This is a genomic window from Mucilaginibacter roseus (assembly GCF_021215455.1).
Classification (GTDB): Bacteria; Bacteroidota; Bacteroidia; order Sphingobacteriales; family Sphingobacteriaceae; genus Mucilaginibacter; species Mucilaginibacter roseus.
On sequence record NZ_JAJPWV010000001.1, the window covers coordinates 999,458 to 1,013,624 of the forward strand.

17 protein-coding genes are annotated in these 14,167 nt (G+C 41.5%); 8 read left to right on the forward strand and 9 right to left on the reverse strand.

Annotation, left to right across the window (positions count from 1 at the left end; all coding sequences use genetic code 11):
• Positions 1-7 precede the first annotated feature (7 nt).
• Positions 8-1,126 carry a major royal jelly family protein gene (locus LT679_RS04305; RefSeq protein ID WP_232175843.1) on the reverse strand — a complete coding sequence of 373 codons (1,119 nt, stop codon included), beginning with the start codon at positions 1,124-1,126 and terminating at the stop codon, positions 8-10.
• 189 nt (positions 1,127-1,315) lie between these two features.
• Between LT679_RS04305 and LT679_RS04310 the strand changes: the two genes are divergently transcribed.
• Together LT679_RS04310 and LT679_RS04315 are read left to right on the forward strand one after the other, a co-directional pair.
• Entirely contained in the window at positions 1,316-2,710 is a 1,395-nt protein-coding gene (locus LT679_RS04310) for an arginine decarboxylase (RefSeq protein WP_232175845.1), read from the forward strand.
• Between the two features lie 194 nt (positions 2,711-2,904).
• Positions 2,905-3,792 (forward strand): bestrophin family protein, encoded by an 888-nt coding sequence (locus LT679_RS04315; protein ID WP_262909232.1) that lies wholly within the window; start codon positions 2,905-2,907, stop codon positions 3,790-3,792.
• A gap of 51 nt (positions 3,793-3,843) precedes the next feature.
• Here the strand turns inward: LT679_RS04315 and LT679_RS04320 are convergent, their stop codons facing one another.
• Positions 3,844-4,062, reverse strand: coding sequence for a hypothetical protein (locus tag LT679_RS04320; RefSeq protein WP_232175849.1), 219 nt, complete (start codon positions 4,060-4,062; stop codon positions 3,844-3,846).
• 172 nt (positions 4,063-4,234) lie between these two features.
• On the opposite strand from LT679_RS04320, the gene LT679_RS04325 reads away from it, so the two are divergent.
• Genes LT679_RS04325 through LT679_RS04340 form a run of 4 tightly spaced genes read left to right on the forward strand, consistent with a single transcriptional unit; the run spans position 4,235 to position 7,232 of the window.
• On the forward strand, positions 4,235-4,720 hold the full coding sequence (locus LT679_RS04325; RefSeq protein ID WP_232175851.1) for a PaaI family thioesterase: 486 nt from the start codon (positions 4,235-4,237) through the stop codon (positions 4,718-4,720).
• The gene (locus LT679_RS04330) at positions 4,717-5,193 is read left to right on the forward strand and encodes a GNAT family N-acetyltransferase (protein ID WP_232175852.1); all 477 of its coding nucleotides are present in this window, start codon (positions 4,717-4,719) and stop codon (positions 5,191-5,193) included. Before LT679_RS04325 ends, LT679_RS04330 begins: the two co-directional genes overlap by 4 nt.
• On the forward strand, positions 5,190-5,813 hold the full coding sequence (locus tag LT679_RS04335) for an AlbA family DNA-binding domain-containing protein (protein WP_232175855.1): 624 nt from the start codon (positions 5,190-5,192) through the stop codon (positions 5,811-5,813). Before LT679_RS04330 ends, LT679_RS04335 begins: the two co-directional genes overlap by 4 nt.
• 60 nt (positions 5,814-5,873) lie before the next feature.
• Positions 5,874-7,232, forward strand: coding sequence for an MATE family efflux transporter (locus LT679_RS04340; protein WP_232175857.1), 1,359 nt, complete (start codon positions 5,874-5,876; stop codon positions 7,230-7,232).
• A 1-nt stretch (position 7,233) separates the two neighbouring features.
• Here LT679_RS04340 and LT679_RS04345 read toward each other — a convergent pair whose 3' ends face one another.
• The 6 genes from LT679_RS04345 to LT679_RS04370 are packed head-to-tail and all read right to left on the reverse strand — an operon-like array spanning position 7,234 to position 12,048.
• Positions 7,234-8,136, reverse strand: a complete 903-nt coding sequence (locus LT679_RS04345) for a histone deacetylase family protein (RefSeq protein WP_232175859.1) — start codon at positions 8,134-8,136, stop codon at positions 7,234-7,236.
• A gap of 2 nt (positions 8,137-8,138) precedes the next feature.
• Positions 8,139-8,996, reverse strand: coding sequence for a bestrophin family protein (locus LT679_RS04350; protein ID WP_232175861.1), 858 nt, complete (start codon positions 8,994-8,996; stop codon positions 8,139-8,141).
• A 6-nt stretch (positions 8,997-9,002) separates the two neighbouring features.
• Entirely contained in the window at positions 9,003-10,289 is a 1,287-nt protein-coding gene (gene kynU, locus LT679_RS04355; protein ID WP_232175863.1) for a kynureninase, read from the reverse strand.
• Positions 10,290-10,325: 36 nt separating this feature from the next.
• Positions 10,326-10,928 (reverse strand): DNA-3-methyladenine glycosylase, encoded by a 603-nt coding sequence (locus LT679_RS04360; protein WP_232175865.1) that lies wholly within the window; start codon positions 10,926-10,928, stop codon positions 10,326-10,328.
• Positions 10,928-11,572 (reverse strand): alpha/beta hydrolase, encoded by a 645-nt coding sequence (locus tag LT679_RS04365; RefSeq protein ID WP_232175867.1) that lies wholly within the window; start codon positions 11,570-11,572, stop codon positions 10,928-10,930. The genes LT679_RS04360 and LT679_RS04365 overlap by 1 nt, the downstream gene beginning before the upstream one ends.
• Positions 11,572-12,048, reverse strand: coding sequence for a GAF domain-containing protein (locus LT679_RS04370; RefSeq protein WP_232175869.1), 477 nt, complete (start codon positions 12,046-12,048; stop codon positions 11,572-11,574). The genes LT679_RS04365 and LT679_RS04370 overlap by 1 nt, the downstream gene beginning before the upstream one ends.
• Before the next feature lie 72 nt (positions 12,049-12,120).
• Here LT679_RS04370 and LT679_RS04375 point away from each other — a divergent pair, with 72 nt between their 5' ends.
• Together LT679_RS04375 and LT679_RS04380 are read left to right on the forward strand one after the other, a co-directional pair.
• On the forward strand, positions 12,121-12,861 hold the full coding sequence (locus LT679_RS04375) for a DUF3291 domain-containing protein (RefSeq protein WP_232175871.1): 741 nt from the start codon (positions 12,121-12,123) through the stop codon (positions 12,859-12,861).
• On the forward strand, positions 12,824-13,072 hold the full coding sequence (locus LT679_RS04380; protein WP_232175873.1) for a hypothetical protein: 249 nt from the start codon (positions 12,824-12,826) through the stop codon (positions 13,070-13,072). Before LT679_RS04375 ends, LT679_RS04380 begins: the two co-directional genes overlap by 38 nt.
• A gap of 75 nt (positions 13,073-13,147) precedes the next feature.
• On the opposite strand, the gene LT679_RS04385 is transcribed toward LT679_RS04380, so the two are convergent.
• On the reverse strand, positions 13,148-13,837 hold the full coding sequence (locus LT679_RS04385) for an SIR2 family NAD-dependent protein deacylase (RefSeq protein WP_232175875.1): 690 nt from the start codon (positions 13,835-13,837) through the stop codon (positions 13,148-13,150).
• Positions 13,838-14,167 lie beyond the last annotated feature (330 nt).

Sequence of the window (14,167 nt, forward strand, 5' to 3'; positions counted from 1 at the left end):
CCCGCGGTTACGGCAGCGTTACTTTGTAAACTGTATAAGGTAAACTAACCTGGTTTTGCCCGTTATTCCACTGCGGATCGCGGTTTAGCTGCGCACAGGAAAAATAGAGGAAACCATCGCTTCCTATTCCCATAGAGTCAGGCCAGATAATGCGTGAGTCTTGTACCAGCATATTCAACTTACCATCAGGTGTAATGTATTTAACAGAATAATCGGTAGAGGTTGTTAAATAAATATTCCCTCTTTTATCGGCTTCCAGTCCGTGCGTTACACCCACAATGCCAACATCCTCAACATGCGATGATAACGATTCGTCATTGAGTTTGGCATCAGCTAAAAAGCGCGTTTCAATACGGTATAAATGTAGTTGATTAACAGGCTTAAAATACAGATACTTATTATCCTTGGTTATCGCAATGCCATTAACGTTCGAGCGAAATGGCTTGCCTTCCTTATCCCTCATTTCCACCCCATCATAAGTTAAAACAATGCTTGTATCAGCTAAAGTTGATGGTTTTTGTTTTAAAACAGTACGTGTTTTGCCACTTACCAGGTCGAGTATCACAATGGCCGCCTGCCCCGGGTCTGACAGGTAGCCCAGTCCCTTCTCCGTGTCAACCCGTATATCGTTTAATCCTGAATGAGCTTTATCCAGATCATCAAACGTATAAACCTTTTCAACGGTATTGCTTTTTAGATTAATCTTAACCAGTTTAAAATACCCTTGAGCTGGAATTCCCCCATTGTTACCGAATATTGATCCGCCTGACGAAGGCTTTGAATCAAGCACCCAAAGTTTATCATCGGTATCAATATACAAATCCTGCACATTTACAAAACGTTGCTTCGGGTCGCCAATATTGCTATTCCAGGTATCATCCGGAAAAGGTACTTCCCTACCGTTCCGTACCTCAACCAAACCATATTTATAGCTTGCACCACGATTTGGAAAAGAAACGAATAAACGGTTGGTTGACGACACCTTTACACCGATGGGCCTCCTGTCGCCAAAGGTGGCTGCAGGTATCAATTTTTCGCTGTGATATTTAGGCGCCTGCCCTGATACGTTGTTGTTTGCAAGTAAGCTAAAAGCGAATAAACCGAGTGTAATTTTGGCGATCATCATAATTAAAAATCGCTTTAAGACTAAAGAATGTTTCAATAAAGTTGAAATATCGCCATCTGAGCTATAAATGACCTTGATAGTTAAGCAGATACTGGTCTGTAATTATAAATTACATTCGGTACATAAATTGCCTCAACATTTTCAATAAAATACCGTTTAAAAATTACATTTTTGCCAAAATTTTAAAGCATGCAAAGTTACCAGGAATTTCTTGACCTAAGCGTGGGCTTTCCGCAAGAGGGTTTTGAGATAATTGAAGATGAATTATACTTTCACGATCTGAACCTGATGGAGATGATTGAAACGTATGGTACTCCCCTGCGTTTTACTTATTTGCCCATTATTTCAAAAAAGGTTCAGCAGGCTAAATTGCTGTTTCAGCAGGCCATCATCAAAAATAATTATAGGGGCACATATAAATATTGCTACTGCACTAAAAGCTCTCACTTTAAACACATTGTTGAAGAGGCGCTCAAAAATGAAATCCACCTGGAGACTTCGTCGGCATTTGATATGCCTATGATTGACGCGCTTGAGAAAAAAGGCACAGTTACCAAGGATATTACGGTAATATGCAACGGCTTTAAAACATACCAGTACAAGCAGTATATTGTAGATATGCTGCATGATGGCTTCAAAAACATCATCCCCGTATTAGATAACAAGGAAGAATTTAACATCTACGATGATGAAATAGAACTTGATGAGCCTTGTAACCTGGGCATACGTATAGCATCTGAAGAGCAACCAAATTCGCAGTTTTATACTTCGCGCTTAGGCATCCGTATGGAAGACGTGATCGATTTTTATCATAATAAGATCGAAAAAAACCCTAACTTTAAAGTTAAGCTGCTTCACTTCTTTATCAACTCCGGTATATCTGATACGCCTTATTACTGGAACGAGCTTGAAAAATACGTTACCTTATACTGTAAATTCAAAAAGGTAAATCCTGATCTGGATACGTTAGACATTGGCGGTGGTATGCCATTTAAGGATTCGTTGGTATTTGATTTTGATTATGAGTACATGATCAACGAGATTGTAAGCCGTATTAAAGAGATCTGCGCTATACATGACACCATTGAACCGGATATTATCACCGAGTTTGGTAAATACACCGTTGCTGAAGCTTCGGGAATACTCTATAAAGTAATTGGCCGTAAACAGCAAAACGACCGTGAAAAATGGCTGATGCTGGATGGATCGTTCATTACCAACCTGCCTGACGTTTGGGCGCTTAATCAAAAATACATCCTGCTGCCTATTAATAACTGGGATGCCGAGTATGACCGTGTTAACCTTGGCGGTATTACCTGTGACGGACAGGATTATTATAATCAAGAGGCGCATATGAATAGCGTGTACATGCCTAAAACACGTAAGGTACAATACCTGGGCTTTTTTAACACAGGTGCTTACCAGGAAGTGTTGAGCGGTTACGGCGGCATACATCACTGCCTTTTACCTTCACCAAAACATGTTATCATCAGGCGTAACCGCGATGAAACGTTCAACTTTGAGGTATTTGGCGAAGAGCAAAACAGTAAGCAGGTATTAAAAATACTGGGTTACAACACGTAAAGCTGACATTAAATATTGTATAAAAGGAGCATAAGCAATTATGCTCCTTTTTTGTGAATTAATAGCGCGCTTAAAATGTCCGTTCAAAAAATTATAGCCGTTTGGTTTAACATCAAACTTTCCGTTTTAATTGATGTTTAGCTATGGCTTTGTAATTATAGATGCCGGAGCAAATTATTTAAGATCATCAATTTATGTTAGTAGCTAATAAGATTTCAGTTGTCTATTTTTTAAAATTAATTAAGTGGGACATCTTTGGCATATTTCTGTATGCTTGTTTGGTAGGAATGTTAGATTATTACACCTTTTTTAAAGATTTAACTATCCCGCTAAGTGTTTCAGCATTGGTTGCTACGCTATTATCCCTGCTGCTTGCCTTTCGTACGGCACAATCATACGAACGCTGGTGGGAAGCACGCATTATTTGGGGCGCTGTTGTAAACGACAGCCGCACCCTGATCAGGCAGTTATTACAGTTTTTGCCAAACGATGATAGGAAAACCGGTTATGTACAAAATTTCGCCATAAGGCAATCCATATGGTGTTATGCACTTGCTGAAAGTTTACGCAAATGCCCACCGACGGAAAAAGTGCAACAATACATTCAAAAAGTTGGCGCCGATAGCGATAACCGCCCTAACCTACTCTTATCAAAACATGCTGCCGAACTTGCTAAGTTAAGCGAACATTATAACCTTAATAATAACAAGCAGGTGCAATTGGATAGCACACTGCAACGCTTAACCGACTCGATGGGCAGGTGTGAGCGTATTAAGAATACCGTTTTCCCTCGCGCTTACAGTATACTTATTCATTTTTTAATATACGTGCTGACAACTATCTTCCCGTTCGGGTTGGATGACCATCACTGGGCAGTTGAAATTTGCCTGGCTACACTTGTACCGGTATTATTCATCGCTATTGAGCGTACAGCCATACTGATGCAGGATCCGTTTGAAAACAAGCCTACTGATACGCCGATGACAGCGATATCAAAAACGATAGAACGAAATTTAATGGAGATGGCGGACCTGCCTAAACCACAGCAGGCCGCTCCCGCTGATACATTCTATTTGATGTGATTGAAGGTACAGTTAAATTAAAAAATCCCGGTAGTTGATACCGGGATTTTATTACATTTTAGATGTAGTGTCTTTCTGAGTATCGCCAGCCGGTACAGGTGCTGATGCTGTATCAGTTACAGGTGTTGCCTGTGATGTATCGGTTACCGCAGTAGTTGAATCTGCCGCGCTGGTATCAGAACCTGTTGCCTCGCCTTGCGAATAACAGCCCGTAGCTAACACGCCGATTATTGCTGCGGCTGCTACAAAATTTACAAATTGCTTTTTCATGGTATATGCTTATGTTTTATTAAGTATTAATTAATAATATAACATATCCCTTCTTTCTTTGTTTAAATAAAGGCCGTGATAGCGCTTTACGGTCATAATATTCAAGGAGTTATCAAAATCTTGAAAATAATCTGAAGATTTTTTAGCCGCATAATGTTATATTTAATGCATTATGGTTGTAAGCGAAAATACCCTTAAATGGGCTATGCGTTTTTACCCTCCTCTACTCTTCCAGCGCGTTTGGGTACAAAAGGTTGAACCTGGTTTTACAGGAATTACCGTTACCATAAGCAATAGCTTACTTAACAGAAATTATAACAGGTCGATTTTTGGCGGTACGCTGTTTGCCGCTGCTGACCCGTTTTATCCGGTTTTATTACACCAGTTATTTAGCCATAAAGGGTACAATGTTATAGCGTGGCTAAAATCATCAACCATACAGTACTTAAAACCGGTCCGCAGCAAATTATGGTTCAGCATTAAACTATCTAACAGCGATGTAAAAGCGATAGAACACGATCTCAAACACATTGGCAAACATGTGGAGCACTACCCGGTTGAAATGTATAATGACACCGGCGAATTGTGTGTTACCATTAATAATGAAGTGTATCTGCGGAATCTCGATTTCGTGTTGCAAAAGGAGGCCGTACAATGAGTACAATAATGAATGACGCTTTTTTTGTGAACAAAGGTTACCTGATATCTACAGATAAAACCCTGATCGATATAAATTCAGTATATAATTATCTTAATGAAGAATCGTATTGGGCTAAAGGCATGCCTTTTGAGAAATTGAAGACGGCAATCCAAAACTCGATGTGCTTCGGTGTTTATTTAAATAACAGACAGGCAGGATTTGCGAGAGTAGTAACGGATAACGCAACGTTCGCTTACCTATGCGATGTTTTTATATTGCCCCACCACCGAGGTATTGGTTTATCAAAATGGTTGGTACAATCTATATTAAACCATCCCGAATTACAGGGATTGCGCAGGTGGGCCTTAGCAACGGCAGATGCACATGGCCTGTATGAACAGTTTGGGTTTTCGGTATTATCCAACCCCGAACGTTGGATGGGTATTTATAAACCATACGCTATAGTTAATAAAAACGAAGAAGTGAAATGAACATACGAAGATTGATTTTTGAAGGCGAAGGCGTTTCACTCGACTTTAAAAAAACTATTACCCGGTACGAAAAGATCGCCAAAACAATGGTATCATTCGCTAATAACAAAGGTGGTAAACTTTTGGTTGGCGTTGCTGATAATGGTGCTATAGTAGGTGTAAAATCTGAAGAAGAAGAAAAATACATGCTAACCAAGGCTGCGCATTTTTACTGCAGGCCCGCCATTGAACCATTATTCGAAGAAGTATATATTGATGATAAAGTAGTATTGGTGGCTGAGATACCACCGAGCGACGAAAAACCGCATTATGCGCTTGCTGAAGATGGCAAATGGTGGGTATACATCCGCGTAAAGGATAAAAGCGTGCTTGCCAGCAAAATAGTGGTGGATGTATTAAAGCGCTCTAATGACGATCATGGCGTGCTCATAGAATATTCGTCTAAAGAAAAGGCTCTGCTGGAATACTTGGATAAAATGGGCCGCATTACCGTTAAGCAATTTTGCACGCTGCTCAACATCGGGCGGAGAAGAGCGCAACGTATCTTGGTTGACTTGGTTCTGTCGGGGGTGATACTGGTACATACCACCGAAAAAGAAGAATTTTATACCGCCGCGTAACGAATAGCATAACATCTGCGTATTTGTTATTTTTGCCGGCCGCTTTACGGCCAAATCGTTATGAAACAGATCTACGCTAAATTCAAGCCACACTACCAGGACACACTTAAACTCGCTATACCCATTGTAATATCACAAGTTGGGCACGTGGCCACACATTTAGCCGATAGTATAGTAGTTGGCCATTTTGTGGGCACGGTGGCTTTAGCCGCCGTATCATTGGTGGGCAGTATTTTTATTATCCCGATGCTGATCGGCATAGGAATATCTTATGGCATAACTCCTTTAATATCCCAAGAAAACGGCCGCGGCAATTATGAAGAATGTGGCCGTCTATTATCAAACAGTCTCATTATAAATTTAATTACCGGCATCGTACTTTTTACAGTGATGTACTTCGGCTCAGTATACGTGCTCGACCATTTGAATCAGGCACCTGCGGTTGTTGCACAGGCTAAGCCTTTTTTTGTGATACTTGGGTTTTCAATCATCCCGTTAATGATATTCAGCACCTTCAAGCAGTTTGCGGAAGGTTTGGGCTTCACTAAACAGGCCATGCAGATATCTATATGGGGAAACGTGCTTAACATTATATTGGGGCTAACCTTTGTTAAAGGACTGTTCGGCATTGAGCCGATGGGTATACGCGGCGTTGGCTACAGTACACTTATTGACAGGAGCCTTATGGCTGTGGTAATGGCAATTTATGTGCTTAGGGCACCCCGCTTTAAGATGTATTTAAAAAGCTTTGTGTATACCCACATAGATAAGGTTCGCACTGCCAAGATTTTAAGGATAGGTGTACCTGTATCTATGCAGAGCACATTTGAAGTGAGCGCCTTTGGTGGGGCTAATATCCTAATTGGCACCATAGGCGCGGTTGAACAGGCGGCTCATCAGGTTGCTATTAATATGGCCGCTGTTACTTTTATGGTTGCTACCGGCATATCATCAGCAGCAGCTATTAAATCAGGTAATAACACGGGCGCGCGTAATTACAATCAGCTGCGCCTGTCAGCTCTGTCAAGCTACCATATTGTATTACTTTTTATGGCATTTACAGCTATTGTATTTGTAGTGGCGAACCCATGGTTGCCATGGATAGTTACTAATGACACCCAGGTAATTGCCATCGCCTCTCAGCTACTGTTGCTCGCGGCGGTATTCCAGATATTTGATGGTGCGCAGGTCGTGGGCTTAGGGATATTACGGGGCATGGGCGATGTAAACATCCCTACAATAATAACGCTGATTGCTTATTGGGTAATAGGTTTGCCGGTAGGCTACCTAATGGGAATCCAGTTTGGTTTAGGTGCCGGCGGCGTTTGGGTTGGATTAGTTTGCGGACTCGGTGCAGCTGCTATTATGCTCTACTTCCGGTTCAACAAACTAAGTAAGAAATTGGTATTAACACCTTAATTTAGAAAAACATATCATTCGCTATTCGGTAGGTGTTACAGTGAGCTTCCACAATGTCACGTATATCTGTCGAATAGCCACCACCCATACTTACTTGCACGGGTATGCCGCGTTGCCGGCATTGATTTAGCACGAAGCGATCGCGTTGTGCACACCCTTCACGTGTCATGGCTAACCGGCCTAATTTATCAGTTGCGAGTACATCAACTCCCGACAAATAAAATATAAAATCCGGTTTATGATCGTTAATGATTTGAGGGAGCGTTTTTTTCAATTTAGCCAAAAACTCGTCATCACCCGTACCGTCAGCCAACGGGATATCGAGATCCGATTGCTCTTTACGATAAGGAAAATTATTGGCCCCATGCATGGAAAAGGTAAATACCCGATCTTCCTTTTCAAAAATTTGAGCGGTGCCATTACCTTGATGCACATCTAAATCAACAATTAATATAGATTTAGCTAACCCTCTATTTAATAAATAATTAGATGCAATAGCCTGGTCGTTCAACAAACAAAAGCCTTCGCCCCAATTGCTGCCGGCATGATGCGTTCCGCCTGCCACATTAAACGCTATTCCGTTCTGCATGGCATAATGGCAACCATCTATTGTGCCTTGCGCAATACGTATTTCTCTTTTAATAAGCTGTGCCGAAAGTGGGAAACCGGTTCGTCTAACTTCTTTGGGTGGTAAAGTAAGATCGCGCAGATGGTGCCAGTAATCACGGTCATGCGTAAGCAGGATAACATCTTCCGGGCATTCATTGGGCGAAAACAAGTTTTCCTGGCTTATCAAACCTTCATGCAGTAACTGACCGGGTATCAATTCGTACTTCAGCATCGGAAACCGGTGCCCTGCTGGCAGCGGATGAATGTAAACCGGATCAAACGCTATCTTTAACATCGCTAATAAAATATTTCGCCTATGTGCAGCCTGATGTTGTCGCTGATTGTTTGCAATGGCAGATCGTTTGCATCGGTACCGAAAGGGTTTTCAATTTCTTCGGCAATTAATTCAATACTGGCAAAAACAAACAGAATGAAGGCTACAAATGGCACCACGTAATAGCTCAGGGTAAACGCCCAGGCGAAAGGCAATGTCATGATATAAGTGAAGATAAACTTCTTGATAAACACGCTGTACGAAAATGGTATAGGCGTTTTCTTAATACGTTCGCAAGCGCCACAAATATCTGTAAATGAAGTAAGTTCCGGATTCAAACTTAACAATTGCTCCTGGTTAATTATTCCTTGCTTGTTAATTTCATAAACGCGCCCAATTATCGAAGCAGCAATTTGGTTAGGCACATGTTTGTTCGGGTTGATGCTGAGTATATCCTGCTCCTCCGGGTGATACTGATCGCGCAGATGATGCATCAAAGCCCTTGCATACAAGGGGATTGTGAAGTTAAAAAAAGCAATATCTTCCGGTTTATTGCTTAAATGCTTTAGCTTAATAGCCAGATTCCGGCTGTTATTAACCAGGCTTCCCCATAGCTTTCTACCTTCCCACCACCTGTCGTAAGCGGAGTTGATACGGAAAGCCAGTAACAAGGAAAATAAGAATCCTATAGTTTGATGCACATAACTGATCTTCACCAACGCGCTATCGGGCGTTACCCTAAAAACTTCTGTCATCAAAAATTCAACCACCACTGCATAAACCGATACCGCAAAAAGTAACGGAAACAACTCACGTAACGTATCCGCCCGGTGAATAGTGAATATAAACCTAAACCACTCTTTCGGATTGTAGTTTATCATAATTATTTATATATCAATAATTTGAATTGCTTCTCTTAACCCAAGGTAAGCCGTGTAAACATCAGCAAAGCTGTTGTACAATGGCACCGGGCTTAGCCTTATAACGTCCGGTTCGCGCCAATCGCCTATTATGTCTTTACTTACCAAATGGTTAAAAGTTTCCTTTGGCTTGTAACGACAAATGATGGATAATTGACAACCGCGTTCATCGGAATTGGCAGGTGTAATAATTTGATAAACCTCTTTACCCAAATCTTCATTAATGCTTTTTATGAGGTACTCAAAATACCCGGTTAACTTAACGCTTTTCTCGCGTAACACATTAATTCCCCCGGCTTGTTCAAATATATCCAACGAAGCCTTGTGGAGTGCCAGCAGCATAACCGGACTTGTACTAACCTGCCATCCTTCTGCGCCCACAGCCGGGTCGAAACCGGGCTGCATCAGGAAGCGCTTGTCTTCACGGTATCCCCACCAGCCTGCAAAGCGCTTAAAGTTGGTGTTATGGTGTTTTTGGTGCACAAAAATACCGCTAATACCACCCGGACCCGAATTCATATATTTGTATGAACACCAGCAAGCAAAATCTACACCCGAATTATGTAGTTGAACCGGCACATTTCCGGCTGCATGTGCGAGGTCGAAACCCGCGTAAGCGCCCGCTTTGTGAGCTGCTTCTGTTATAGCCTGCATGTTAAACACCTGGCCTGTATAATAATTTATACCGCCGAAAAGTACCAAAGTCAGTTCGTCTTTGTGTGTTTCGATAGCTTCAATAATATCTTCGGTACGCAGCGTATGCTCATTTTCACGCGGCTTTAACTCTATAATAGCCTCTGCCGGATCGAGATCATAAAATTTGACCTGGCTTTCTACTGCGTACTGATCTGACGGAAAAGCACCAGCTTCCATTAATATTTTAAATCTCTTACTTGTTGGATTATAGAAACTTACCAACAGCAAATGCAAATTCACTGTAAGTGAATTCATAACCGATACTTCGTTACTTTCGGCTCCTACGATTGGTGCCACAAGAGCAGCCACTTCACGGTGGTAGCCTAACCAAGGCTTGTCGCCGTCAAACCAACCTTCAACAGCTTTATCCTGCCAGTAACCAAGCTGATCTTTTAAATATCGCTCAGCAGCCTTAGGTTGCAAACCAAGGGAGTTGCCACAAAGGTACACGGCGTCCTTGCCATCATGTTGTGGTATTAAAAACTGTTGACGGAAAATCGCCAGCGGATCATCAGCGTCGGCTTGTTTTGCAAAGTCGGCAGTAGTATTATAAGTCATGCGGATCAATTATAGCAAAAAGTAGTTTAATGTTGTTTATTTATTGGGTTTACTTACATAGGGGCATCCTTTTACATAAAAGCGGTAAGGCAACAAGGCGTCATCACCTGCATAAGCCACACCAATACGTGGCCCGGCATGCACTTCGTCATCCGTAAAAGTAAGGCCCCTGTCTTCAAGCCATATCTTATCTCCTGTGAGCGAAGCAGTATTTAATTTGCGGTTTATCCCTAATGCTTTAGCTACCGAGCCCGGCCCTGCAGTGATGTTAGGCTTAATCATCGGCATATTACGCCTGCCTTGCATTATATCAATTCCATCGGTAGGCACTATAGCGCGTATAAGTATAGCATGAGGCGTACCCTCGCTCGCGGTAACTACATTGAACATCTCATGAATGCCGTAACACAGGTAAATATAAGCGCAGCCGCCTTCAGCAAACATGGTTTCCGTACGTGCCGTCCGGCGATTACCAAAAGCATGAGATGCCCTATCTACAACTCCATTATAGGCTTCTGTTTCAACAATATATCCTCCGGAAAATAAACCATCTACATAAGTAAATAAATACTTGCCCAGCAATGTGCGGCTTAGTTCAACTACATCATGGCCTAAGTAAAAAGACTGAGGTAACTTCATTAGTTAATTATGCCTTTCAATATCATGTTAATCTCGGCGGCGCGATCGAATATCATAATATGTGTACCATTCTCAATGATTTGCGCGCCAACGGCTTTACGGCAGTTAAATATCCTGTCCTTACTGCCGGTTATATGGTAAACATTGGTGGGTATAGTTGTGTTTTCCCAGTTGAGTATAGCACCCATGGCCCATTTAATGAATGTGGGCGATGTATTTTTATACATATCCTCAAACAGATGCTGATCATCAGGCAGCATATTGCCGAAAACGTACTTAATAAATAAACGGGCTTGAACAAGTAGTCCGGTAGGTATAAATCTATAAATTGGTATGGTTCGGAAGAACGGAAAATATGCCGACGCCTCGGCGCTTGATTTAATACTTGAGATTAAAATGGTTTTATCCATAGGTAGCAGCTTAGCTATTTCTATGGCCACCATTCCACCCATTGAATTACCAATCAGAATAGAATTTTTCTCTATTTTATACTGATCTATAAGCTTTTGCGCGTACCTTGATAAAGTATCAGTTAAAGCTGGCTCAATCCAATTTACAAATGTTACATCGTGGCCTTTAAAATCAATGTTCTTATAAATCCGGCAATCTGCCCCTAAACCGGGTATCAAGTAAATGCGACTCATTAAAACTCTATCAAACGGGTAATTTGTTCAAGGTACTTGGCATCGGTGTCATCAAATTCGGCAAGCTCTGCGCTATCCACATCCAGCACGCCAACTACTTGGCCATCGTTTAACAAGGGTACCACAATCTCTGATCGGGAAAGCGAACTACACGCTATATGACCGGGGAAGGCTTCAACATCAGGTACAACTAAAGTTTGCTGCTGTTGCCAGGCCGAACCGCAAACGCCCCTGCCCTTCGCAATTCGCGTACAAGCTACCGGCCCCTGAAATGGCCCCAAAACTAACTCGTTACCTTTCACCAGGTAAAAGCCCACCCAAAACCATTTAAATTGCTCTTTTAAAGCGGCGGAAATATTAGCCAGATTGGCTACCAAATCAGTTTCATTGTAAATAAGCGCCTCAATTTGTGGTATGAGGCTTTTATATTGCTCTTGCTTGTTTGCGTTATCAATTATTTTTAAATCTTCGGCCATAGCGCAAATGTAAATAAGGATGCGCCAAAGTAAATAAGTCAATTATCATATTTAAAGTTTTAATTTAGCCGCATGATAGTTAGCCTCACAATAGTGCGCTATAAAAAGATATTTATCCCGATGGCATTATTTGCAATGGCTATTCATCGTTTACCGCTGATGTTGAATCGCAAATGCAGATTTTGGAAGTTATTGGGTACCGGCAAGAACGGCACATTCGATCTCAACCCCGACTGGCAGCAATGGGGATTATTGGCTGTATGGGAGAACTTAGAAGATTTTAAACGATTTGAATCTCAATCATTTATTAAAAAATGGTGGCGGCAGTTCTGCGTTGAACAGTGGACAGTACTGTGCGAGCCGCTGCAAAGTCATGGTAAATGGGATGGCGACAATCCATTTGTTGATAATAATAAATCAACGCAGGTCTACAACGGACCGGTGGGCGTACTTACTCGTGCAACAATTAGGTTTAACCGGTTAAAAAACTTTTGGGCCGAGGTTGCCGGTGTTGCGGATTTGATGAAAAAGGCGCCCGGCTACATAACATCAGTAGGTATTGGCGAAGCGCCGGTATATCGCCAGGCTACTTTTTCGTTTTGGCAGACCGAAGAGCAGATGAAGGCTTTCGCCTACAAAAGCCGCGAACACGCGGATGTGATCAAAAAAACAAGAAATGAGAACTGGTATAGTGAAGAGCTTTTCGCCCGTTTTAAACCTTTAGCGATTTATGGCACCATCAACGGCGTTAATCCTTTAAAAAACATTATAACCAATGAGAATTATAGCAGAACTTCCGCATCCGGAATTTAAAATATCCATACTCAACATGAATAATAAGTTCATTGTCAAAGTGGAGCAAGGCAGCTTGGAACAAAGCTACAAAATACCTGAAATGGATTTGACAGACGGTGTAAATAGCGTGTTTGAAATATTAGATGAGGAGTTTTTAAAAACTGTAGCTTCCCGTTTTTCAGACATGCGCAAAGATTTTAAGGACGCTTATTTTAGATATAATTATTAAAGTATATCTATTGGTAAATTTTATAATTGATTGATAAAATGTCTATTATAAATTCTAAATTACATAAACAGAATTTTATTTGGCATCATCTATAAGCTTCCTAACAACCGACACAACTCCCACCGACGCTTTACTTTCGACGCGGATAACATTGCGAATGTAAACTTCGGGGATTTTCGGATCGATGATATATTTTATAACTTCCGCAGGTACGTAATCAATCAATCCGGCGGCAGGGTATACCGCTAATGAAGTACCAATCAGCATAAAGATGTCAGCTTGCGCACATACACGGGCGGCAGGTTCTATCATCGGCACTTCCTCTCCAAACCACACCACATTAGCCCGCAGTTGTGATCCGAGCTCGCACTTCTCTCCCATTTTTAGCTCCCACCCGTTCATAGGATATATTAAGCATGGGTTCACACTACTTTGCGATTTGGTAATAAGACCGTGTAAGTGCATCACATTGCCAGAGCCGGCACGTTCGTGCAGATCGTCGATATTTTGGGTAATTATTGTAACCTTATATTGCTGTTCTAATTCAGCTAAAGCAAAATGTGCGGCATTGGGCTTGGCCTCAAGTACCGCCTTACGCCTTATGTTATAAAATTGCTGTACCAATTCAGGGTTGCGGCGCCACGCCTGTGGCGTGGCCACATCTTCAATGTTGTACCCCTCCCACAATCCATCACTGTCTCTGAATGTTTTTAACCCGCTTTCAGCGCTGATGCCAGCGCCAGTAAGCACAACAATATGTTTCATAGTATCAAAGATATCGAGTAATAGCTTTAAGGTAAAGTCGGAAATTTTTGGTTACCTATTAATAAAGATGTTCCTCTAATGAATTTACCTTTTTAAATGGTAATAAAAAAACACCTGTGGGTTAAGCAGGTGTTTTAGTTAGGTTTAGTGATAATTGATTATTTTGTATTTGCCTTGTTAAGAACTTATCTGCTACTTTATACGTCAAAAATAATTCGACCTTTTTCGCGGATATGATCTATTAAAGTTGTATGAATAATAATATTCTACTGGTTTTAAACACATACCATTGGCAAAAGACAAAACATTGACCATCACCATCCAGTGCCA

Excerpts from the sequence above, each read along its gene's own strand:
- LT679_RS04305 (WP_232175843.1), bottom strand. The coding sequence starts at position 1,126 with ATGATGATCGCCAAAATTACACTCGGTTTATTCGCTTTTAGCTTACTT.
- LT679_RS04310 (WP_232175845.1), top strand. The coding sequence starts at position 1,316 with ATGCAAAGTTACCAGGAATTTCTTGACCTAAGCGTGGGCTTTCCGCAA.
- LT679_RS04315 (WP_262909232.1), top strand. The coding sequence starts at position 2,905 with ATGTTAGTAGCTAATAAGATTTCAGTTGTCTATTTTTTAAAATTAATT.
- LT679_RS04320 (WP_232175849.1), bottom strand. The coding sequence starts at position 4,062 with ATGAAAAAGCAATTTGTAAATTTTGTAGCAGCCGCAGCAATAATCGGC.
- LT679_RS04325 (WP_232175851.1), top strand. The coding sequence starts at position 4,235 with ATGGTTGTAAGCGAAAATACCCTTAAATGGGCTATGCGTTTTTACCCT.
- LT679_RS04330 (WP_232175852.1), top strand. The coding sequence starts at position 4,717 with ATGAGTACAATAATGAATGACGCTTTTTTTGTGAACAAAGGTTACCTG.
- LT679_RS04335 (WP_232175855.1), top strand. The coding sequence starts at position 5,190 with ATGAACATACGAAGATTGATTTTTGAAGGCGAAGGCGTTTCACTCGAC.
- LT679_RS04340 (WP_232175857.1), top strand. The coding sequence starts at position 5,874 with ATGAAACAGATCTACGCTAAATTCAAGCCACACTACCAGGACACACTT.
- LT679_RS04345 (WP_232175859.1), bottom strand. The coding sequence starts at position 8,136 with ATGTTAAAGATAGCGTTTGATCCGGTTTACATTCATCCGCTGCCAGCA.
- LT679_RS04350 (WP_232175861.1), bottom strand. The coding sequence starts at position 8,996 with ATGATAAACTACAATCCGAAAGAGTGGTTTAGGTTTATATTCACTATT.
- kynU (WP_232175863.1), bottom strand. The coding sequence starts at position 10,289 with ATGACTTATAATACTACTGCCGACTTTGCAAAACAAGCCGACGCTGAT.
- LT679_RS04360 (WP_232175865.1), bottom strand. The coding sequence starts at position 10,928 with ATGAAGTTACCTCAGTCTTTTTACTTAGGCCATGATGTAGTTGAACTA.
- LT679_RS04365 (WP_232175867.1), bottom strand. The coding sequence starts at position 11,572 with ATGAGTCGCATTTACTTGATACCCGGTTTAGGGGCAGATTGCCGGATT.
- LT679_RS04370 (WP_232175869.1), bottom strand. The coding sequence starts at position 12,048 with ATGGCCGAAGATTTAAAAATAATTGATAACGCAAACAAGCAAGAGCAA.
- LT679_RS04375 (WP_232175871.1), top strand. The coding sequence starts at position 12,121 with ATGATAGTTAGCCTCACAATAGTGCGCTATAAAAAGATATTTATCCCG.
- LT679_RS04380 (WP_232175873.1), top strand. The coding sequence starts at position 12,824 with ATGAGAATTATAGCAGAACTTCCGCATCCGGAATTTAAAATATCCATA.
- LT679_RS04385 (WP_232175875.1), bottom strand. The coding sequence starts at position 13,837 with ATGAAACATATTGTTGTGCTTACTGGCGCTGGCATCAGCGCTGAAAGC.